This window comes from Streptomyces phaeolivaceus (assembly GCF_009184865.1).
GTDB lineage: Bacteria > Actinomycetota > Actinomycetes > Streptomycetales > Streptomycetaceae > Streptomyces > Streptomyces phaeolivaceus.
Genome location: NZ_CP045096.1, coordinates 9,176,195 through 9,196,858, shown reverse-complemented (window position 1 = coordinate 9,196,858; position 20,664 = coordinate 9,176,195). Strand labels below are relative to the sequence as shown.

Annotated in this window: 16 protein-coding genes; 3 read left to right on the top strand and 13 right to left on the bottom strand. The window is 71.7% G+C overall.

Going from position 1 to position 20,664, the window contains the following annotated elements:
• Positions 1-201 precede the first annotated feature (201 nt).
• Entirely contained in the window at positions 202-1,725 is a 1,524-nt protein-coding gene (locus F9278_RS41890) for an aldehyde dehydrogenase family protein (RefSeq protein WP_152172986.1), read from the bottom strand.
• Entirely contained in the window at positions 1,722-3,083 is a 1,362-nt protein-coding gene (gabT, locus tag F9278_RS41885; protein ID WP_152172985.1) for a 4-aminobutyrate--2-oxoglutarate transaminase, read from the bottom strand. Before gabT ends, F9278_RS41890 begins: the two co-directional genes overlap by 4 nt.
• Before the next feature lie 120 nt (positions 3,084-3,203).
• On the opposite strand from gabT, the gene F9278_RS41880 reads away from it, so the two are divergent.
• A complete protein-coding gene (locus F9278_RS41880; RefSeq protein WP_152172984.1) occupies positions 3,204-4,658 on the top strand; it encodes a PucR family transcriptional regulator in 1,455 nt (484 codons plus the stop codon).
• A gap of 49 nt (positions 4,659-4,707) precedes the next feature.
• Here the strand turns inward: F9278_RS41880 and lhgO are convergent, their stop codons facing one another.
• On the bottom strand, positions 4,708-5,898 hold the full coding sequence (gene lhgO / locus F9278_RS41875) for an L-2-hydroxyglutarate oxidase (protein WP_152172983.1): 1,191 nt from the start codon (positions 5,896-5,898) through the stop codon (positions 4,708-4,710).
• A gap of 244 nt (positions 5,899-6,142) precedes the next feature.
• Here lhgO and F9278_RS41870 point away from each other — a divergent pair, with 244 nt between their 5' ends.
• Both F9278_RS41870 and F9278_RS41865 read left to right on the top strand, forming a co-directional pair.
• On the top strand, positions 6,143-7,483 hold the full coding sequence (locus F9278_RS41870) for an NAD-dependent succinate-semialdehyde dehydrogenase (protein ID WP_152172982.1): 1,341 nt from the start codon (positions 6,143-6,145) through the stop codon (positions 7,481-7,483).
• A gap of 340 nt (positions 7,484-7,823) precedes the next feature.
• Positions 7,824-8,810, top strand: a complete 987-nt coding sequence (locus F9278_RS41865; RefSeq protein ID WP_152172981.1) for an alpha/beta hydrolase — start codon at positions 7,824-7,826, stop codon at positions 8,808-8,810.
• Between the two features lie 156 nt (positions 8,811-8,966).
• Here F9278_RS41865 and F9278_RS41860 read toward each other — a convergent pair whose 3' ends face one another.
• From F9278_RS41860 to F9278_RS41815, 10 genes are all read right to left on the bottom strand, one after another.
• Complete coding sequence (locus tag F9278_RS41860) at positions 8,967-10,367, bottom strand: diaminopimelate decarboxylase family protein (protein WP_152172980.1); 1,401 nt, start codon at positions 10,365-10,367, stop codon at positions 8,967-8,969.
• Between the two features lie 36 nt (positions 10,368-10,403).
• Positions 10,404-12,611 (bottom strand): oxidoreductase, encoded by a 2,208-nt coding sequence (locus F9278_RS41855; RefSeq protein ID WP_152172979.1) that lies wholly within the window; start codon positions 12,609-12,611, stop codon positions 10,404-10,406.
• A gap of 4 nt (positions 12,612-12,615) precedes the next feature.
• Positions 12,616-13,128 carry a thioesterase family protein gene (locus F9278_RS41850; protein WP_152172978.1) on the bottom strand — a complete coding sequence of 171 codons (513 nt, stop codon included), beginning with the start codon at positions 13,126-13,128 and terminating at the stop codon, positions 12,616-12,618.
• Positions 13,125-14,270 carry an acyl-CoA dehydrogenase family protein gene (locus F9278_RS41845; protein WP_152172977.1) on the bottom strand — a complete coding sequence of 382 codons (1,146 nt, stop codon included), beginning with the start codon at positions 14,268-14,270 and terminating at the stop codon, positions 13,125-13,127. The genes F9278_RS41850 and F9278_RS41845 overlap by 4 nt, the downstream gene beginning before the upstream one ends.
• Positions 14,267-15,430 carry an acyl-CoA dehydrogenase family protein gene (locus F9278_RS41840; RefSeq protein ID WP_152172976.1) on the bottom strand — a complete coding sequence of 388 codons (1,164 nt, stop codon included), beginning with the start codon at positions 15,428-15,430 and terminating at the stop codon, positions 14,267-14,269. Before F9278_RS41840 ends, F9278_RS41845 begins: the two co-directional genes overlap by 4 nt.
• Entirely contained in the window at positions 15,427-15,894 is a 468-nt protein-coding gene (locus F9278_RS41835; protein ID WP_152172975.1) for a MaoC family dehydratase, read from the bottom strand. Before F9278_RS41835 ends, F9278_RS41840 begins: the two co-directional genes overlap by 4 nt.
• Positions 15,891-16,646, bottom strand: a complete 756-nt coding sequence (gene fabG, locus F9278_RS41830) for a 3-oxoacyl-ACP reductase FabG (protein ID WP_152172974.1) — start codon at positions 16,644-16,646, stop codon at positions 15,891-15,893. The genes F9278_RS41835 and fabG overlap by 4 nt, the downstream gene beginning before the upstream one ends.
• Before the next feature lie 70 nt (positions 16,647-16,716).
• Positions 16,717-17,931 (bottom strand): acetyl-CoA C-acetyltransferase, encoded by a 1,215-nt coding sequence (locus F9278_RS41825; RefSeq protein ID WP_152172973.1) that lies wholly within the window; start codon positions 17,929-17,931, stop codon positions 16,717-16,719.
• Positions 17,924-19,462 (bottom strand): aldehyde dehydrogenase family protein, encoded by a 1,539-nt coding sequence (locus F9278_RS41820; protein ID WP_226967166.1) that lies wholly within the window; start codon positions 19,460-19,462, stop codon positions 17,924-17,926. Before F9278_RS41820 ends, F9278_RS41825 begins: the two co-directional genes overlap by 8 nt.
• A gap of 128 nt (positions 19,463-19,590) precedes the next feature.
• Complete coding sequence (locus F9278_RS41815) at positions 19,591-20,664, bottom strand: proline racemase family protein (protein ID WP_152172971.1); 1,074 nt, start codon at positions 20,662-20,664, stop codon at positions 19,591-19,593.

Here is a 20,664-nt window from a genome sequence, read left to right as displayed (position 1 = left end):
AGGTTCGCCTCCGCCCGCCGGCTCCTTCCCATCGTCCCCCGGGCCCGCAACGCGGCAAGGATCCCCATCGTGGCGTCCTTGGAGGTCAGTACGTCGACCAGGCGCCGCCGGCCTTCACCGGTGTGCTCCAGGCTCCCCGGGCCGTCGAGCACCCGGCTGAAATCGGCCACCAGGATTCCGTCGAGGGGAAGAGTCATCGCGTCACTCCGTCGGGGACCCGTCGGTCCGGAGCCCGTTGATCCGCTGGGGCACGCCCCACGGGTTGGTCTTCCGGCCGGCCGGCGGCAGCCAGGCGTCGGGCGTGGACTGGTAGGTCACGGGGCGCGTCCACCGGTCCAGCGCCGCGGCGCCGACGGAGGTGGTCGACGGTGCGGAGGTCGCCGGCCACGGGCCGCCGTGCTGCTGGGCCCAGGTCCACGCGGCCCCGGTCGGCCAGTCGTCGACGGTCACGCGGCCCACCTGGTCCGACAGCCGGTCGATCAGCGTGGCGGCGTGGGGGTCGGTGGGGGTCCCGTCGGTGATGACCGTGCCGGTGAGGCTGCCCTGGAGCGCGTCGAGCGCGTCGGCGAGGTCCTCGGGGCCGTGGTACTCGACGACGAGCGCCACCGGGGCGAAGCACTCCTCCAGCAGGCGGCTGCCTTCGGTGAGCGCGCCGATCGGGGCCGACAGCGCCACCGCGTCCGCGGCCCAGCCGTCGGCCGGACCCGGGATCCGTCCGAGTACCGCGGCGCCCGCGTCGAGCAGGGCCGCGACACCGGTGGCGGCGGCGGCCGCGATGCCCTGGGTCAGCATGGTGAGGGGCGGTGACGCCTTGCCGAGGGCCGCGGCGACCGCGGCCGGGGCACCCTGGCCCGCGGGCGCCAGGAGCAGTCCCGGCTTGGTGCAGAACTGGCCCGCGCCGAGCGTGAACGAATCCACGAAGCCCGCCGCGATCGTGTCCATCCCGGTGGCCGCCGCACCCGGCGTCACCACGACGGGATTCACGGTTCCCATCTCGGCGTACACGGGAATCACGACGGGACGTTCGTTCGCGAGCCGCCACAGCGCGAGCCCGCCGGCCTGCGAGCCGGTGAAGCCGACGGCGGCGATCCCCGCGTCCCGCACGAGCCGGGTTCCCGAGTCGAGGCCGAGGACGAGGCCGAAGGCGCCCGGCGGGGCGCCCGCGTCGGTGAGCGCGGCGTCGGCGAGCTCGGCCAGCCGCACACACAGCCGGACGTGGGCGGGGTGGGCCTTCGCGATCACGGGGCAGCCGGCCGCGAGCGCGGAGGCGGTGTCGTTGCCCAGCACCCCGAATCCGAAGGGGAAGTTGCTCGCCCCGAACACCGCCACCGGGCCCAGCGGCTGGTTGACCCTGACCATGCGGGGCGCGGGCGTCCCGGTGGAGAGCACCGAGGCGTCGTCGACGGTCACACCGAGGTAGGAGCCCTCTGCGGCGACGGCGCCGTAGAACCGCAGCTGGCTGGCCATCCGCGCGGCCTCGGAGCGCAGCCGCGGCATGCCGAGCGCGGTCTCCTCGTCGGCCAGGGCGGCCAGTTCCTCGGTGTGCTCGTCGAGGACGTCCGCCAGACGTTCCAGCCAGGCCCGGCGCCGCGCGGGGGCCGCCGTGGCCAGGGCGGGCACCGCGGCGCGCGCCCTGGCCACGGCCGCGTCGACGTCGGCCGGCGTGCTGTCGTCCACGGCGGCGACGGCCTCGCCGGTACACGGTCGGTAGCTGATCGTACTCATGCGTGTTCACCCTTTCCCAGAGAGGCGACCGCCGCCTCGATGACACCCAGCGCGTCCCGGAGCAGCTCGCCGCCGATCACCAGCGGCGGCAGCAGCCGGATGACGTTTCCGTAGGTACCGCAGGTGAGGGCGAGAACGCCCTCGCGGTGGCAGTGGGCGGCGACGGCCCTGGCCGCCGCCGGGGCCGGCGTCCTCGTCGTGTTCAGGGTGCCGGGCTCGATCAGTTCGAGTGCCAGCATCGCACCACGCCCACGGACCTCGCCGACCCAGGAGTCCTCGCCGACCAGCGCGGTCAGCCGTGGCATGGCGATCTCCTCGATCCGGCGCGCGGCACCGGCCAGGTCCTCGTCCTCGATGATCCGCAGAACCGCCAGGGCGGCGGCGCAGGCGACCGGGTTGCCCGCGTACGTGCCGCCGAGCCCGCCGGGGGCGACCGCGTCCATGATCTCCGTCCGGCCGGTCACCGCGGACAGTGGCAGTCCGCCGCCCAGCGCCTTCGCCGTGATCACCAGGTCGGGAACGACGTTCTCGTGGTCACAGGCGAACATGGCGCCGGTCCGGCCGAGACCGGCCTGGATCTCGTCGGCGACGAACACGATGCCGTGCTCCCGGGCGTAGGCGGCCACGGCGGGCAGGTAGCCGGGCGGGGGAACGATGAACCCGCCCTCGCCCTGGATGGGTTCGGCCACGATCGCGGCCACGTTGTGCGGGCCGATCTGGGTCTCGACGACATCCCTCAGCTGTGCGAACGCCTCCGCCGCCACCTGGTCGGGGTCGCCGGGCCAGCGGAAGCCGTACGGCGACGGGACCCGGTGGATCCCGGGGGCGTAGGGGCCGAATCCGTCCTTGTACGGCGTGTTCTTCGACGTCATGGTCATCGTCAGCAGCGTCCGGCCGTGGTACGCGTGTCCCAGGACCACCACCGCCTGGCGCCCCGTGTGGGTCCGGGCGATCTTCACCGCGTTCTCCACCGCCTCCGCGCCGGTGGTGAACAGGGCGGTCCGCTTGTCGTGGTCGCCCGGGGTGAGACGGTTGAGGACCCGGGCGACCTCCACCGCCGATTCGTACTCGGTGACCAGGAAGCAGGTGTGGGTGAACCGCTCCACCTGCTCCTGGACACTCCGCACGACCTCGGGATGGGACGCGCCGACGCTGGTGACCGCGATGCCCGAGGCCATGTCGATGAGGTGGTTGCCGTCGACGTCGACGACGATGCCGCCGCCCGCCTCCGCCACGAAGACCGGCAGGGTCACGCCCAGACCGGCCGCCGTGGTGACGGCTCGCGCCGCATGCAGTCTGACCGACTCGGGACCGGGGATTGCCGTTCTGAGGATGCGCCGCTGGGCGGGTGCCGCCATGGGGACTCCCATTGCGAGGGGACCGGTGGGTGCGGTTGAGCGTAGGATCCGCCCGACTCCCTGTCGTCGTATGATCTGCCCGAAACTTCGCCGATTCAGACAGTCCGACCAGGACGGCACATGTCCCACCCCACTCTTCGCAGTCTCGTAGGCGGCCTGGGCCGCGATCTCCAGCCCGTGAGCGGGTTCACGGCGACGGACGCGGCCGTCTCGGCGGTCCACGTCAGCGAGCTTCCCGACCCGACCGGGTTCCTCAGCGGCGGCGAACTGCTGCTGACCACGGGGCTGGCCCTGCCGAAGAGCGTCGCGGGCTGCGAGACATACGTGGCGAGGCTGGTCCGGTCCGGCGTGGCGGGGCTCGGCTTCGGTGTCGGTCCCGTGCACGACACGGTCCCCGCGGTACTCGTCCGGGCGTGCCGCGGCGCCGGCCTTCCCCTTCTCGTCGTCCCTGCCCAGACTCCGTTCCTCGCCATCAGCCGCGCCTACTGGCACGCGATCGCCCGCGAGGGGGAACAGGTCCTGCTGGACCAACTGGCCTACCAGCGCGCTCTCGTGGACGCGGCGACATCGGAGGACCCCACGGGTGCGGTGCTGCGCACCCTGGCCACGGCGGCCGACGGCTGGTCGGCCGTCCTCGCGCCGGACGGGCGCGTCGAGCGCGCGCACCCGCAGACCGCCCGGGAACGGGCGCAGCCGCTCGCCGACGACATCGCCCAGATGGCCTCCGGCCCCAGGACGGCCTCCCTCATCTCGGGTGAACGGCATGTCGTTCTCCTGCCGTTGACCGCCGAGGGACGCGCCTTCGGCTTCCTCGCGGTCGGGGCCGACCACCGGATCAGCCCCGGCGAGCGGCGCACGGTCGTGACCGCCGCCTCGCTGCTGGGGCTGGTCGAGTCAAGGGCGGCGGCGACGCGCAGGAGCAGCGCGAGCGCCCGGACGGGCGTCGCCGCGCTGCTCGACCTGGGAATGGTGGACGCGGCGGCACGGCTGGGGGCCGTGGTCGGCGCGCCGCCGGTTCCGGCGCACGTACGTGTCCTGGCGTTGCGTTCGGTCGCCGTCGAAGCGGCCGTCGGCCTGGTCGAGCAGTGGTGCGAGCAGGCGCACGGTGCCGTCGCCGACGGTGAGCGCGCCTGGTTCGCGGTGCCCGCGGACTGGCGGGCGGCGGCCGGACTGCCGAGATCCCTGCTCGCCCTGGATCCTTCGGTGCGGGCGTCGCTCTCGGAACCGGTGCGGGTCACGGACCTCGGCGGCGTCCGGCTGCGGGAACTGGACGCGCTCGACGCGCTCGACGCCGGCTCCGTCGCGCTCGACCCGGTGGTCCCCGTCTCCCGGGCGGGGGTGCGGGCGGGCCTGGCCGGGCTGCTGACGGCGGACCGTCCCGCGCTCGTCGGGGCCGCCCGCGCCTACCTCCGGCACCGGGGGCACTGGGAAGCGGCGGCGAGGGACCTCGGCGTGCACCGCAACACGCTGCGCTACCGCGTCGACCGGGTCCGTGAGATCACCGGGCTCGACCTCGACGACCCGGACGTGGCGGCACATCTCTGGCTGGCGTTGCGCGACCACACACCCGACTGAGATCTCCGCCCCCCGGTGTCGCCCGGCGAGCCCGGCGCGCGCCCCGGGGTCAGCCCAGGGTGCCGTCCAGCAGGGACACCACGTGTGCGGCGATCGGGAGTGCCGAGGTGGCCGCCGGGGACGGGGCGTTGAGCACGTGGAGCGTGCGGTCCGTGCGGCGCACCAGGAAGTCGTGCACGAAGCTGCCGTCGCGCATGACCGCCTGGGCCCTGATGCCCGCCTCGCGCGGTATCAGATCCTCCAGGGTCAGTTCCGGGCAGTACTTGCGGCACTCCTTCAGATAGCCGCGCTTCCACAGCGAGTTCCGCATCTCCCTCAGGCCCACGCGGACGTTGCCGCGCGCCACCCGCCACATGCCGGGGAAGGACGCCATGTCACGTACGTCCCGCCAGTCGAGGGAGCCCTTGGGGTACCCCTCGCGCGACAGGCCCAGAACCGCGCTGGGGCCCACGTTGAGTCCACCGTCCAGGGTGGGCGTCAGGTGCACGCCCAGGAACGGGAGGTCGGGATCGGGAACGGGGTAGACGAGCGTGGACACCAGGTTCGCGCGGTGCGGGACGATGTCGTAGTACTCGCCGCGGAACGGCACGATGCGCACGTCCGGTGCCAGGCCGCACAGCCGGGCCATGCGGTCCGCCTGCAGGCCCGCGCAGAAGACGACTCGGCGTGCCGTCACCCCGCCCCGGTCGGTCCTCAGCGTCACCGCGTCCGTCGTCTCCCGGACACCGGTCACCGTGACGCCCGTACGGACCTCGCCGCCCGCCTCGGTCACCAGGTGCACGAGCTTCGCGGTGATCTCGGTGTAGTCCACGATCGCGGTCTCGCGGATGAACAGCGCGCCCAGACCGGTGACATGGGGTTCCCGGCGGCGGAGTTCGGCGGCGTCGAGGGTCTCCGCGTCGATGGAGTTCAGCTTCGCGCGCTCCTCCAGGGCCGACAGCCGCTCCAGTTCGCGCCGGTCCGTCGCCACGAGCAGCTTCCCGCACTCGGTGACCGGGATCCCGTGCTCCGCCGCGAAGGCCTTCGTGGCTGCCGCGCCCTCGCGGCACATCACCGCCTTGTGGCTGCCCGGTTCGTAGTAGATCCCGGAGTGGATGACGCCGCTGTTGTGCCCGGTCTGGTGACGGGCGACGAAGGGCTCCTTGTCCAGCACGAGGACGGGGCCGAGGCCCCGGGAGGTCAGCTCGTGCGCCGTCGCGGCCCCGACGATGCCGCCTCCGACGACAACCACCTCGTACATCACGCGGCACCCCCGGCAGACGTACGGCCCGGGTTGGTCGGCTCTGTCATGGCTCCTCGCTCTCTGCGCGGACGGCTGTCCCGCCGCCCGGCGAGACATACCCTCGGCTGTCACGGTCAGCAGGAGTGACCCGCTTGCCTAACCATCCCACACTCAGTAGATTGTCAACAATTAGCTACCAGAAAGTCGGCTTCGGAGTCACCCTCCTGATCCCTTCCTTCGGCGAACCACAGATGGGAACGCGATGACTGAATACGCCGTGACCGACCCGAGCACCGGACAGCTGGTGCGCTCCTACCCCACGGACAGCGACGAGAAGGTGTCGGCGGCGGTCGCGGCGGCACAGGCCGCGTTCGACACCTGGGGCCGCACCAGCACCCTCCAGGACCGCGTGAAGCTGATCCGGAGGGTCGCCGACCTGCACGTCGAGCGCAGTGACGAACTCGCCGCCATCATCAACCGTGAGATGGGCAAGCCGGTGGCGTCGGCCCGCGGCGAGGCGAGGTTCAGCGGTGCGATCTACCGCTACTACGCCGACAACGCGGAGCGGTTCCTGGCCGACGAGCCGATCGAGCTGATCGGCGGCGAGGGGAGCGCCCTGGTCCGCAAGAGCCCGGTCGGCCCGCTCCTGGGCATCATGCCGTGGAACTACCCCTACTACCAGGTGGCCCGTTTCGCCGGCCCCAACCTGGTGGCGGGCAACACCATCGTGCTCAAGCACGCGCCCCAGTGTCCCGAGTCCGCGGCGGCGATCCAGCAGATCTTCCTGGACGCCGGCTACCCCGAGGGCGCCTACGTCAACATCTACGCCGACAACGAGCAGGTCGCGGAGATCATCGCGGACCCCCGCGTCCAGGGCGTCTCGCTGACCGGTTCCGAGCGGGCCGGCGCGGCCGTCGCCGAGATCGCGGGCCGCCACCTGAAGAAGGTCGTGCTCGAACTCGGCGGCTCCGACCCGTTCATCGTGCTGAGCTCCGACGACATCGACGCGACGGTCGACGCCGCCGTCACGGCGCGCCTGGACAACGCCGGCCAGGCCTGCAACGCCGCCAAGCGGATCATCGTGCACGAGAGCCTGTACGACGCGTTCGTGCCGAGGTTCACCGAGAAGGTCCTCGCCGACACGACCGCCCCGCTCTCCTCCGTGGCCGCGGCCGAGCGGCTCGAACAGCAGGTCGCGGAGGTCGTGGCCGCCGGTGCCACGCTGGCCAGCTCCGGCGAGCGCGTGGGCGCCCACTACCCCACGGGCGTGCTGACCGACATCGACCGCGGCGACCCGTCGTCCCGTACGGAACTCTTCGGTCCGGTGGCGATGGTGTTCAAGGCGGGCGACGAGGCCGAGGCGATCGAGATCGCCAACGACACGCAGTACGGGCTGGGGTCCTACGTGTTCACGACCGACGCCGAGCAGGCCCAGCGGGTCGCGGACCGGATCGACGCCGGCATGGTCTTCGTCAACGGCGTCGGCGTGGAGAGCATGGAGCTGCCCTTCGGCGGTGTCAAGCGCTCCGGTTTCGGCCGGGAGCTCGGCCGCTTCGGCATCGACGAGTTCCTGAACAGGAAGCTCATCCGCACCGTCGGCTGACGCCGGCCGCCCCGGCCCGGCAAAGCCCCTGCCCGGCCCGGCGGGGACCGGCGATGCGAGGCACCTGGGTTCGTCCCGGTGCCTCGCATCGCCTTTCCGGTCCGGCCGCCCCGCACCGGGAACATGTGACGGCTTGGCCGAGGCGGCCCGTCGGCACGGCCGCCCCCGTTCCGGTCGCCCACGTCCCGGTCGGCGGCCTGGGCCCCGACGGGGCGTCGGGGGCGGGCCCTCCTCCCCGGGCCTGGCCCCCGGCGCCCGGTCGGCAGCCTCATCCCACGCCCTGGACGTCCTCGCCCTCGTGGACCACCAGGGCGGCACCTCGTGAAAGGCACGGACTTCCATGACGACGAACCCGCGGCGCCCACCCTTCGATCCCGACGTGGCCGAGGCACTGGCGAGGATGGCCGAGGAATCGGCGAACGGCACCCCGTGGACCATGGCGACCACCCTGCGGCTCGACAACCTCGCCGAGCTGCGCGAGCTGAGCAAGGACGCCTTCGGTGAGGACCTGAACGCGTTCGGCGCGGAGTGCGAGGACTTCCTGATACCGGGTCACCTCGGCGACGAGATCGCGCTCTCCGTCTACCGGCGGCCGGGCAGCTCGGGACCGCGTCCCTGCGTCTTCAACATCCATGGCGGAGGCATGGTGATCGGCGACCGCTTCTTCGGGCTGTCGCTCGCCCTGCCCTGGATCAAGGAGCACGACGCGGTCGTGACGACGGTCGAGTACCGGCTGGCACCCGAGTACCCCGATCCGTATCCGGTCGAGGACTGCTACGCGGCCCTGGAGTGGGTCGCCGAGCACGCCGAGGAGATCGGGGTCGACATCGGCCGCCTCGTGCTGGTCGGCGCCAGCGCGGGCGGCGGTCTGGCCGCCGGGACGGCCTTGCTGGCCCGGGACCGGGGTGGTCCTGTTCCCGCCGGCCAGATGCTCCTGTGCCCGATGCTGGACGACCGGGACCACACGGACTCGGCGCGGCAGTTCGAAGGCCTCGGTGTGTGGAACCGCGAGAGCAACCGGACCGGCTGGGCAGCGCTGCTCGGCGAACGGAGCGGGGGACCCGATGTGTCGGTCTACGCGGCCCCGGGCCGGGCGACCGACCTCTCCGGACTCCCCCCGGCGTTCATCGACGTCGGATCCGCGGAGGTGTTCCGCGACGAGGACGTCGCCTACGCCTCACGCATCTGGGCCGACGGAGGCGTCGCGGAACTGCACGTCTGGCCCGGAGGCACCCATGCGTGGGAGGAGCTGGCGCCCCGCGGAGAGATGGCCCGGCAGGCGGCGACCGTACGCAACTCCTGGCTGGCCCGTCTGCTCGCTTCCTGACGAGATCACGACCATGGGCTGTCGGGCGCGTTGCCCGGCAGCCCATGGTTCTTGGACCGAGACCCGGGGTCACCGGCAGCGGCCGTGAACACGTCTCACCCCGAAGGACGGGGCGCCGCTTCCGGCGCCCCGTCCTCGGTCTCCCTCCTCGACGCCTCAGCGTGCCGACAGGGAGTGATTCTTCAGCCCCTCGGGCACCTGGTGCGCGGCGAAGACGTCGTCCAGCGTCTCGCGGCGCTTGACCACGACGGGCTCGCCGTCGAGGACCATCACCGTCGCCGGGCGCGGCACCGCGTTGTACTGGTTCTGTCCGACCTCCGCGTACATGCCGGCGTCGAGGAACGCCACGGCGTCGCCGCGCTCGGTGGGCGGGAAGGCGAGGTCGCTCGCGAAGTGCGCCCCGGTGCACAGCGCGCCGACCACGTTGACCCGGTCGGTCGGCTGCTCGTCCATGCGGGTGGCCGGCAGGAGGACGTACTTGAAGCTGCGGTTGTCGACCCGCGGCAGGTTGTTGATGGACGCGTCCACGTTCACCCACGTGCTGCCCTGGTCGGACTTGACCGTGCCGACCGTGGCCAGGAGCACACCGGAGTTGCCGGAGATGAACCGGCCCGGCTCGATCCAGAGTTCCGGGATCGGCACACCGCCCTCGGTGAGCCCGGCGATCAGCCCTTCGCAGATGCCGGCGCCGTACTCCTCGATGGTGAGGGGGTTCATCCGCTCGCCCACGAGCATCTCGGTGTCCCGCTGCCGCGGGTAGCCGCCGCCGGTGTCGATGACCTGGGGCTGGAACCCGGTGAGGTCGGCGAGCCTGCCGACGGTCCGGCCCAGGGACTTCGCCCACCACTGGAAGTGCGCGAGTTCCCGCGACTGGCGGCCCTGGTGGAAGTGGTAGCCGATCAGTTCGAGGTTGGGGTCCTTGAGGACCCTGGGCACGATCTCGGCGGCCGATTCCGCCGACAGGCCGACCTGGTCGCGCACGAGGTAGTTGCGCAGCTTCTCGACGGCGGGGTAGTCCTCGCTGCCGGCGTCCGCGTCGTCGAGGGTGAGCCGGAGCCGGACCAGGACCCGGGCCCTGACTCCCTCGGCGGCGGCGATCGCGCTCGTCCGCTCGGCGTCCTCGGCGCAGTCGAAGTTGATGCAGGCACCGTGGCGGACGGCGGTCCGGATGACTCCGTCCGACTTGTCGGAGCCGTTGATCACGACCTTCGACATGTCGGTTCCGGTGCGGATCGTGGCATCCAGCTCACCTTCGCTGAACGCGTCCCCGCCCGCGCCGTTCGCGCTCATCAGCGCCCGGACGGCCAGGTTGTTGTTGGTCTTGATCGCGTAGAGGACGGACACGGGCTCGGGCCAGTTCGCGCTGAACGCGGACCGGATCCGTCGCAGGTTGTCCACGAACACCCCGGCGGAGAGCACGAACAGCGGGGAACCGAACTCTGCCAGGAGCTCGCTCGCCTTGTGGCCGTCCACGACCAGCTCGCCTTCCTCCACCGACAGTCGGTCCGTCGGGGTCAGCAGCGAGTTCAGGAGCTCGGCTCCGGTGGCGTCAGTCATGAAAAACACTTCCTTGATGTTCGGTGGTACGCGTGGTCACTGCTCCTGGCCCTTCTTGATGTGCCTCCGGTCCGTCGAGCCGGCGTCCTGCGCCCGGACGAGCGGCAGCGTCGTACGGACACCCCGGGTCGCCGTGGGCGGCAGCCCGCCGTCGAAGGCCCCGTCGCCGAAACCGACGACACGGCGCTCGCGGATGAAGGTCTGCGGCGTTCCCGGGTCGGGCGAGTCGAATTCCCGCGCCACCCGGTGGCCGTCGAACGCGGCGTCGGCGATCGGCCGGGGTACCAGGCAGTCGCCGATGCGCAGGAGCTTGGTGATGCCCGCGCGTTCCAGCCCGGCCGGATCGGCGGCCAGGGCGTCGTGGAGAGAGGTGTCGGGGACGCGCTGGGTCACCATGACCACCGCGTCGGCCCCGAGTCTGTCGATGCGGCCCGTCGTGCGGTCCTCCAGCTCGACACCGCCGTCCAGCACCTCCCGCAGGATGCTGTTGGGCACGATCTTCACGCCGAGGTCCAGCAGGCGCCGGATCTGGTACTGGGCCTCGCCCGTGAGTCTCAGATACCCCTGGACGTCCGCCTCGCTGGAGACGAACACGACCTCGTTGCCGTCGGCGGCGATACGCTCCGCGATCGACTGGCCCATGAAGTACCGGTCGGCGTCGAAGACGACGACGCGCAGGCCGCTGAAGCGCAGGTCGTCCCGCATGATCTGGTCGGGCGTGTACACCGCGTCGTTCCCGGCGGCGCCGGGCACCGGACGGTGGACGTAGGTGTTCACGCCGGTGGGGTCCCAGGCCGCGCCGGTCGCGACGACGACGGACGCGGCCCCGTAGTCCAGGACGTCGTCGGCCGTCAGCTTCCGGTTGAGGATCACCTCGACGCCCTTGAGGCGGTCGAGCTGCGAGACCCGGTAGTCCAGGAAACGGGACCACTCCTGGAGCCCCGGCAGCCTCGGGATCCACCGCATGATGCCGCCGAGGGAGTCCCCGGCGTCCACGAGATGGACGTTCTCGAAGCCTCGCCGGCCGAGGGTCACCGCGCACTCCAGTCCGGCGGGGCCGGCGCCGATGACGAGGACCGGTGCCTCGGTGTCCGCGGGCCGGGTGAACACCTCGGGGTGCCAGCCCCGGCGGTACTCCTCCCCGACCGTCGCGTTCTGCGTGCAGGCGATGAACGCGCCGGGGATCTCGACCCGGGAGGCGCACATGTTGCAGCCGATGCACTCCCGGATGTCCTCCAGGCGTCCCTCGTCCACCTTGGCGGGCAGGAAGGGGTCGGAGATCGAGGGCCGTGCGGCGCCGATGACGTCGAGGACGCCGGTGCGGACGAGGTCCGCCATGACGTCGGGGTCCGTGAAACGCCCCACGCCCACGATCGGTTTCGTCGCGGCGGGCCGGACTGTTTCGTAGTACGGCACCTGCCAGCCCTGGCGGTGGCTGCGCGACGGCCCGGCGTCCGGGTAGATCCAGCGCCCCACCTGGAGGTCCCACAGGTCGACGTACGAGTCGATCGTCTCGATGAACCGGTAGCCGTCCTCCGCCGCCTCGATGCGGCCGTCGGCGGAGTCGATACAGAAACCTCCGACGATCGCGCAGTCGTCGACGGCGTCGCGCACCATGTCGAACAGCTCCACCGCGAAACGGACGCGGTTGGCGAACGACCCGCCGTATTCGTCGGTACGGGTGTTGAGGTACGGGTCCAGCAGCTGGTAGGCCACGCTTCCGGCCTCGCGCAGGTGCACGTTGATCAGGTCGAACCCGGCGCGCTCCGCCCGCCGCGCGGCGTCCACGTACTGGCGCTGGATCTGCCGGATGTCCGCCTTCGTCATGGCGGGCGCGGAGCATTCGCTGATCCCGTAGCTGCGGACCTGGCTGACGCCGGGCCGGGCCGGGAGACGGGTGCGCAGTCCGGTGCCGGCCGCGTAGTAGATGAGTTCCACGCCGGCCAGCGCGCCGTGCTCCTGGACCTTCGACGCCAGCAGCCGCAGGTTGTTCTCGTCGCCGTCGTCGACGAGGTGGTGGAGGTTCCACCGGGGGTTGTCGGCGTCGATGTTGACCAGGCACGCCCCCGTCGAGACGGCGGCCCAGCCTCCCTCGGCCCGCATGCCCCGGTAGTAGGCCTCGGCGCCGGGGAAGTCGGTGCCGAAGTTCGTGGCGTGCGGGGTGACGTAGAACCGGTTGCGCAGCGTCCTGGGGCCGATTCGCAGCGGCTCGAACAGGACGTCGTGTCGGGGGTCGCGGGCCATGGTGTCAGCTCCTGCCCCGGCGCACGGCCATGGCGCCGCTACGGACGACCGGCCAGCCGGTCTGCGCGTCCCGGGCGAGCCGGTCGTCCAGCGCCCGGGCGATGTCCGGCGGGTAGTCGGTGGTGCGGCGCGTCTTGAGGTCGACGTTGATCGCCATCATCTCGGCGGCGCAGGACAGCCGGCGCTGTCCGTTGTCGAGTACATAGGTCATGGTGTGCAGGGCCCGCGCGCCCCGGTCGAGGATCCGGACGTGGGCGCTGTAGTGGCTGCCCCGGCGCAGCTCGCCGAGGTAGGCGAGGTGGTACTCGGCCACGAACTGGCTGAGTCCGCGCCGTGCGTACTCGTCCATGCCCAGGCCCAGGCCCTCGCACCAGAGTCCGGAGGCCAGATCCGCCCACGCCAGATAGTGCTGGATGTTGACATGGTCGTTGGCGTCGAGGTGCTCGGGGCCGACGACCCCCCCGAGCGAGACGGGGAGGGCGGCGACCTCGTCGTACGAGGGCTGACGGGGCGTCATCGGAATCCTCCGGCCGGGTCGAGGGGGCCGGGAAGATCCACGAGGTGCGCCAGCGCGGCACGGTGTGATCCGGAGGTCCCCAGGGCTATCTGGTCCGACTTGGCCCGCTTGAGGTAGAGGTGCGCGGGGTGCTCCCAGGTCATACCGATGCCGCCGTGCAGCTGGATCGTCTCCTCGGCGGCGGTGACCGCGAGTTCGGAGCAGAAGGCCTGCGCGACCGCGGTGGCGACGGGGGCGTCGGGATCGTCGGCGGCGAGTGTGGCGACCGCGTTCCGCGCGGCGGCCCGGCCCGACTCGACAGCCGTGTACAGATCGGCGATGCGGTGCTTGACGGCCTGGAAGCCGCCCACGGCCCGGCCGAACTGACGCCGTTGCTTGACGTAGTCCACGGTGGAGTCCAGGCACCACTGGGCCAGGCCCAGTTGCTCCGACGCGAGCAGCGCGGCGCCCGCCGCCAGGGCGCCGCGGACGGCCGCCTCGGCGTCGTCGAGGACGGGCTCCGCGAGGACCTGGTCCAGGCGGAGGTCGGCGAGCTGCCGGCTCATGTCGAGGGAGACCACCGGGGTCACCTCGACGTCGGCGGTCCGTACCACGTACACGCCGAGCCCGGCGCCGGTGTCCACCGGGACGAGCAGGTGGTCGGCCTCCAGGGCTCCGGCCACGCTGCGGACGGTGCCGCTGACGCGGTGGTCGTTCTTGGCGGTCAGCGCGGGGATCGGGGCGTGCGGCGCGGTCGACCAGGGCACGGCGAGCGCGGCCGTGGTCCCGCCCGAGGCCAGGGACTCCAGCAGGTTTCCGTGGGCCTCGCGCAGCACGAGGGTCGCGATGACGGCGCTGGTGAGGAACGGTACCGGTGCGACGGCGCGGCCGAGTTCCTCCAGAACCACCGCGGCCTCACGGGCGGTCGCGCCGGCGCCCCCTCGCTCCTCGGGGACGAGGAGACCGGCCAGCCCCAGTTCGCCGGCGAGCCTGGACCACAGACCCGCGACCACGGAGCGGTCCCCGTCGTACAGGTCGGTCACCGCCGTGGGCTCGCAGTGGTCCGTCAGCAGATCCCGGACGGCGTCGCGCAGGGCTTCCTCGATGTCGGAGTAGAGCAGGTCGAGCGAGGGGGATTCCTCGCGCGGGTCGTTGGGGCTCACCTCTGCAGCTCCTTCCAGGGGAGGTCCTTGTCGAAGCGGGGTTCGGCGGGAAGGCCGAGGACCCGCTCGGACACGACGTTGCGCAGGATCTCGGACGTGCCGCCCTCGATCGAGTTGCCCTTGGCCCGCAGATAGCGGTAGCCGGCGTCGTCGTATTCGGTCTGTGTCCAGTCCGGGTAGCGCAGGCCGTCCTCGGCGAGGAGTTCGAGTTCGAGTCCGGACAGTTGCTGGTTGAGGCGGGCCGACACGAGCTTGGCCGCGGCGGCCTCCGGGCCCGGCCGGCCGACGGCCAGCTTCTGCCGGGTCCGCCGGCCGGTGACCCGGGCGACCTCCGCCTCCACCCACAGGCGCAGCAGCCGGTCGTGCAGCTCGTGCGTCCGGCGCTCGGGGTGGGCACGCCAGGTCCGCGCGACCTCGCCGACCGTCCCGGTCTCGCGGGCGTCCGCGCCACCGCCGAGGGCGACCCGCTCGTTGTTGAGGGTGGCGTTGGCGACCCGCCATCCCGCGCCCTCGGCCCCGAGGCGGTGGCTGTCGGGGATGCGTACGTCGGTGAGGAACACCTCGTTGAACTCGGCCTCGCCGGTGATCTGCCGCAGCGGCCTGACGTCCACCCCGGGGTCGGTCATGTCGCACAGGAAGTACGTCAGGCCCTGGTGCTTGGGGACGTCGGGGTTGGTGCGCGCGACGAGGATGGCCCACCGGGCGATCTGGGCCATGGAGGTCCACACCTTCTGGCCGTTGACCACCCAGCCGTCGCCGTCGCGTACGGCGCGGGTGGCGATGGCGGCCAGGTCGGAGCCGGCGCCGGGCTCGCTGAAGAGCTGGCACCAGATCTCCTCGCCCGTCCACAGCGGCCTGAAGAAGCGGTCCTTCTGTTCGTCCGTGCCGAAGGCGAGGATCGTCGGCGCGGCCATGCCGAGCCCGATCTCGTTCAGGTACGCCTGGTTGTCCGGCCCGCCGGCCTCGGCGAACAGCCGGTCGGCCTCGGCCTGCAGTGCCAGGGGAAGCCCGAGGCCGCCGTGTTCCACGGGGAAGTGGACCCAGGCGAGACCCGCGTCGTAGCGGGCGCGCAGGAACTCCAGGGGGTCCGAGGCGGCCGGGTCGTGGTCCGAGAGGAAGGCGGCCACCCGGTGCCGCAGGTCCTCGATCTCTGTCGTCATCGACCCTCCTCGGCCGGAACAAGTACGGATACCGTCTCGACGACGCACGCGGGCTTCGCGCCGCCCTCGCACTCGACCGTCACCCGGTCGACCAGCTCGTAGCCGGCCCTCACGGGCTTGATCGACACCAGCTCGACCCCGGCCCGCAGCCGGGAGCCGACCGGCACCGGTGCGGGGAAACGCAGCCGGTTCGCGCCGTAGTTGACGCCGGCGCTGATGCCCTGGACGTCGTAGACCTCGGCGACCAGCATCGGGACCAGCGACAGTGTCAGATAGCCGTGGGCGATGGTCGTCCCGAACGGTCCCGCGGCGGCCTTCACGGAGTCGACGTGGATCCACTGGTGGTCGCCGGTGGCGTCGGCGAACCGGTCGATCCGGTCCTGGGTGACGGTGTGCCAGGCCGACCACCCCACATGGCTGCCGACCGCCCGCTCGATGTCCTCGATGCCGTGGAAGATCCTCATGACTGCGGACCTCCCGCGACGTAGAGGACCTGCCCCGAGACGAACCCCGCTCCGGGGCTGACCAGGAAGGAGACGGCGTGCGCGATGTCCTCGGGGCGGCCGGTGCGGCCGACGGGGGTCTCCGCGACGACCGACGCCTTGAACTCCTCGAAGGACAGCCCGATCCGCTCGGCGGTCGCCGCGGTCATGTCGGTCTCGATGAAGCCGGGCGCGACCGCGTTGGCCGTGACGCCGAACTTGCCGAGTTCCAGCGCCAGGGTCTTGGTGAATCCCTGGAGACCGGCCTTGGCTGCGGAGTAGTTCGCCTGGCCCCTGCTGCCCAGTGCCCCGGTGCTGGAGAGGTTGACGATCCGGCCCCACCGGGCGTCGACCATGAACCGCTGCACCGCCCGGGTCAGCAGGAACGACCCGCGAAGGTGCACGCCCATGACGGCGTCCCAGTCGTCGACGGTCATCCTGAACAGCAGGTTGTCGCGGATGATGCCGGCGTTGTTGACCAGCACGGTGGGCTCGCCGAGTTCGGCGGCGACGCGCTCGACCGCGGACTCCACGGCGTTCTCGTCGCCGACGTCCGCGGCGACGGCGAGGGCGCGTCCGCCCGCCTTCTCGATCTCTCGGACGACTGTCTCGCAGGCCTCGGCGGAGAGGTCCACGACGGCGACCGCGAACCCGTCGTCGGCGAGCCGCTTCGCCACGGCGGCACCGATGCCCCGGGCGGCGCCGGTGACGACGGCGGTGCGTGAGGGGGTCACGAGGCATGCTCCTTGTGCTTTGGTGTCCGGCCCGTGGACCGGGCGACGGTCAGGTGTGCTCCGATGACTCTCACGACAGCCGCTCCAGCACCATGGCCATGCCCTGGCCGCCTCCGACGCACATGGTCTCCAGGCCGAACTGCTTGTCCCGGGACCGCAGCGTGTTGATCAGGGTGTTGGTGATGCGGGCGCCCGTCATGCCGAAGGGGTGCCCGACCGCGATCGCCCCGCCGTTGACGTTGAGCCTGTCCTCGTCCACGCCGAGTTCACGGGCGGAGGGAATCACCTGGGCCGCGAACGCCTCGTTGATCTCCACGAGGTCGATGTCGTCGATCGTCAGGCCGGCGCGCGCGAGCGCCTGGCGCGAGGCGTCGACCGGTCCGAGGCCCATGATCTCCGGCGACAGCCCGGTGACACCGGTGCTGACGATCCGGGCGAGCGGAGTGATGCCCAGCTCGCGCGCCCTGGTGTCGGACATGACGACCAGCGCGGCGGCGCCGTCGTTGAGGGGACAGCAGTTGCCCGCGGTCACCGTGCCGTCCGGACGGAAGACGGGCTGCAGGGCGGACACGGACTCGACGCTCACGCCCCGCCGGGGACTGTCGTCCTGACTGACCACCGTGCCGTCGGGGAGGGTCACCGGGGTGATGTCCCGGGCCCAGAAACCGGACTCGACGGCGGCTTCGGCGCGGTTCTGGCTGCGGACGGCGAACGCGTCCTGCTCGGCGCGGGTGACGCCCGTCAGCTGCGCGACGTTCTCGGCGGTCAGCCCCATGGACACGTACAGGTCGGGCAGCTGCCCCTCCACGCGGGGGTCGGTCCACTTCTGCCCTCCGGTCGCCGCCTTCTGGCTGCGGGCCAGCGCGTCGGCGAAGGCCGGGTTGTAGACGTCCTCCGGGTCCGCCGCGCCCCTGAAGTACCGGCTGACGGTCTCCGCCCCGGCGGAGATGAAGACGTCACCCTCGCCCGACCGTATGGCGTGCAGGGCCATCCGCGTGGTCTGCAGACTCGACGAACAGAACCGGTTGACCGTGGCGCCGGGCACCTTGTCGAGGCCGGCGAGCACCGCGACCGCCCTGGCCAGGTTGTGCCCCGACTCCCCGGCGGGGGAGGCGCAGCCCAGCAGGAGGTCGTCGACCGTGTTCGGGTCGAGCTGCGGAACCTGCGACAGCGCGGCCTGGACCATCTGGACGGCGAGGTCGTCCGGCCGTGCCTCGCGCAGCGAGCCCTTGTAGGCGCGGCCGATGGGCGAGCGGGCGGAGGCGACGATCACGGCTTCAGGCATCGGAGGGCTCCTCGTTCGACGTGGCCGCGGCGGCGCCCGGCTGCGGTTCACCGGAGCCGAGGGTCAGCCAGATCGTCTTGGTCTCGGTGTACTGCTCCAGTGCTTCGACCCCGCCGTCCTGGCCGCCGAAGCCCGACATCTTGAGCCCGCCGAAGGGGGTGGTGAGGTCGCCCTCGCTGTAGCCGTTGATCGCGATCACCCCGGCGCGCACGGCGCGGGAGACCCGTATGGCACGGTCGATGTCGTGGGTGAAGAGCGTGGCGAGCAGTCCGTACTCCGTGTCGTTCGCCAGGGCGATCGCCTCGTCGTCGGTGCGGAAGGTGGTGATGCCGACGACGGGGCCGAAGACCTCCTCGCGCCAGAAGCGGGTACCGGGCCGGACGTTGTCGAGGATCGTGGGCTCGACGAACCATCCGCCGCTCTCCTCGAAGAGCCGCTTGCCGCCGTGGACGACCGTGGCGCCGTCGGCCACCGCGTCCTCGATGTGGCCCAGGATGCGGTGGAGGGCCGCCTCCTCGATGATCGCGCCGATGGCGGTCGACTGGTCCCTCGGGTCACCGACCTGCCATTCCGCGGCGACCGCGGCGAGCGTCGCCACGAGCTCGTCGTGGAGGGACTCGTGCACGAGGATGCGTGAGCCGCAGGTGCAGTTCTGTCCGGCGTTCCAGAAGCCCGCGACGGCGAGCTGTTCGGCGACGGCCGCGAGGTCCCGGCCCGCGTCGCCGAGCACGATCTGGGGGCTCTTGCCCCCGCACTCCAGGACGATCTTCTTCATGTTGCTCTCGGACGCGTAGCGCAGGAACGCCTGCCCGACCGGAGTGGAGCCCGTGAAGGTGATGGCGTCGACGTCGGGGTGCAGGCCCAGCGCGCGGCCGGCCACCTCTCCCCGGCCCGGCACCACGTTGATGACGCCGTCGGGGATGCCCGCCTCGGCGGCGAGCCGGGCGAAGTAGAGCGTGCTGAGCGGCGCCTGCTCCGGGGGCTTGATGACCACGGAGTTGCCGGCCGCGAGGGCGGGACCGACCTTCTGGCCGACGAGGGCGATGGGGAAGTTCCAGGGCAGTACGGCGCCGACGACGCCGACGGGCTGCTTCACCACGAGGGCGAGGCTCTCGGCGCCCGTGGGAGCCACCTTGCCGAACACCTTGTCGATCATCTCCGCGTAGTAGCGGATGACCTCGACGACGTGTGGTACGTCCGACTCCGCGCCGTCGACGACCGGCTTGCCCGCGTCGATCGACTCGATGTCCACGAGGTCCTGGGCGTGGGACTCGATCAGGTCCGCGAACCTGAGCATCGCCGACTTGCGCTCCGCCGGCGACAGCCGGGACCACCTGCCGTCCTCGAAGGCCGCGCGGGCACTGGCGACCGCGGCGTCGACGTCGACCTCGCCACAGTCGGCCACCTCCGCGATCAGCTCACCCGTCGCGGGGTTGTACGACGGGAGGCTCGCCCCCGAGGCGGCGTCGACGAACCTGCCGCCGATGAACGCCTGTCGCGGCGCGGTCTTCACCAGATCGAGTGCATCCATTGCTAGATCCTTCGCAGAGAGCGACATGAGCGACATCCGGGATAAGGATTATCGTATGTCGATTGTCGACAATGAGCAATAGGCGTGAGGGGCCCAGGACACGGCACATTGACACCCCCGGTCGGGGCTCAGTCCGCCTCGTGGGCCCCTGACGTACCCACGCGGTCGGTCGCCGAGATGTCCCCCCAGTAGTCGGCCAGGGTGAAGCCGCTGGGGAACGGGTCGGACGGGTCGACCCCGATCTGCTTGACGGCGGTGATCCAGGCCTGCCCGCCGACGCGCGGGACGACCGCCGGGTAGTCCCCCACCGTCGCGGTGTCCTCGATGTTCGCGGTGAACGTCGTGCCCAGGATCGACTCGTGCACGAACGGCTGCCCCACCGCGATCTCCCCCCGCGCGTGCATCAGCGCCAGCCGCGCCGACGTACCCGTGCCGCACGGACACCTGTCGATCCCGCCGGGCGAGACCACGACGACGTTGCGCGAGGTGAGCACCCCGTCGACCGTGCGCAACGGCCCGGCGAACTCGGTCTGCGTGATGCCGTTGAAGCGCGGTTCGAGCGGGTGCACGGCCTGGAGCTGCTCATGGGCGGCGGTCTTGATGCGCTGGCCCGCGCTCACCAGGTCGCCCGCCTCGTCCTCGCCGAGACCGAATCCCAGGGCCTGCGCGTCCACGATCGCGTACGTCATACCGCCCCACGCGACATCCACCGCCACCGTCCCCAGCCCCTCCACCTCCACCGGCGCCCGGTGGTGATACACGAACGCCGGCTGGTTCACGAACGACACCTTCGTGACCTTCCCGTCCCGGCACTCGCACCGCAGCCGGATCAACCCCGCCGGAGCCTCCAACGTCAACTCCGTCACCGGCTCCGACATCGGCACCATCCCCGTCTCCAGCAACACCGTCGCCACACACATCGTGTTGCTCCCCGACATCGCCACATACTCGGTGGGCAGGCCGATGATGTAGCCGAACGCGGCCTCCGGGTGACTGGCCGGGACGACGAAGTTGACGGGACCGCCCGCACCACGCGGTTCGAACACGATGATCTTCCGCAGATGGTCGAGGTGCTCCTGGAAGTAGAGCATCTTGTCGCGGACGCTCTCGCCGGGTACGGCGGGCAGTCCGCCGACCACGACATCGCCGCGCATCCCCTCGTTGTGCGCGCTCACCAGGTGGAGCATCCGGTTCAGCTGCAT

What these genes read in the sequence shown, in the direction of transcription:
- F9278_RS41890 (WP_152172986.1), bottom strand. Translation starts at nt 1,725, where the DNA reads ATGAGTACGATCAGCTACCGACCGTGTACCGGCGAGGCCGTCGCCGCC.
- gabT (WP_152172985.1), bottom strand. Translation starts at nt 3,083, where the DNA reads ATGGCGGCACCCGCCCAGCGGCGCATCCTCAGAACGGCAATCCCCGGT.
- F9278_RS41880 (WP_152172984.1), top strand. Translation starts at nt 3,204, where the DNA reads ATGTCCCACCCCACTCTTCGCAGTCTCGTAGGCGGCCTGGGCCGCGAT.
- lhgO (WP_152172983.1), bottom strand. Translation starts at nt 5,898, where the DNA reads ATGTACGAGGTGGTTGTCGTCGGAGGCGGCATCGTCGGGGCCGCGACG.
- F9278_RS41870 (WP_152172982.1), top strand. Translation starts at nt 6,143, where the DNA reads ATGACTGAATACGCCGTGACCGACCCGAGCACCGGACAGCTGGTGCGC.
- F9278_RS41865 (WP_152172981.1), top strand. Translation starts at nt 7,824, where the DNA reads ATGACGACGAACCCGCGGCGCCCACCCTTCGATCCCGACGTGGCCGAG.
- F9278_RS41860 (WP_152172980.1), bottom strand. Translation starts at nt 10,367, where the DNA reads ATGACTGACGCCACCGGAGCCGAGCTCCTGAACTCGCTGCTGACCCCG.
- F9278_RS41855 (WP_152172979.1), bottom strand. Translation starts at nt 12,611, where the DNA reads ATGGCCCGCGACCCCCGACACGACGTCCTGTTCGAGCCGCTGCGAATC.
- F9278_RS41850 (WP_152172978.1), bottom strand. Translation starts at nt 13,128, where the DNA reads ATGACGCCCCGTCAGCCCTCGTACGACGAGGTCGCCGCCCTCCCCGTC.
- F9278_RS41840 (WP_152172976.1), bottom strand. Translation starts at nt 15,430, where the DNA reads ATGACGACAGAGATCGAGGACCTGCGGCACCGGGTGGCCGCCTTCCTC.
- F9278_RS41835 (WP_152172975.1), bottom strand. Translation starts at nt 15,894, where the DNA reads ATGAGGATCTTCCACGGCATCGAGGACATCGAGCGGGCGGTCGGCAGC.
- F9278_RS41825 (WP_152172973.1), bottom strand. Translation starts at nt 17,931, where the DNA reads ATGCCTGAAGCCGTGATCGTCGCCTCCGCCCGCTCGCCCATCGGCCGC.
- F9278_RS41820 (WP_226967166.1), bottom strand. Translation starts at nt 19,462, where the DNA reads ATGGATGCACTCGATCTGGTGAAGACCGCGCCGCGACAGGCGTTCATC.
- F9278_RS41815 (WP_152172971.1), bottom strand. Translation starts at nt 20,664, where the DNA reads ATGCAGCTGAACCGGATGCTCCACCTGGTGAGCGCGCACAACGAGGGG.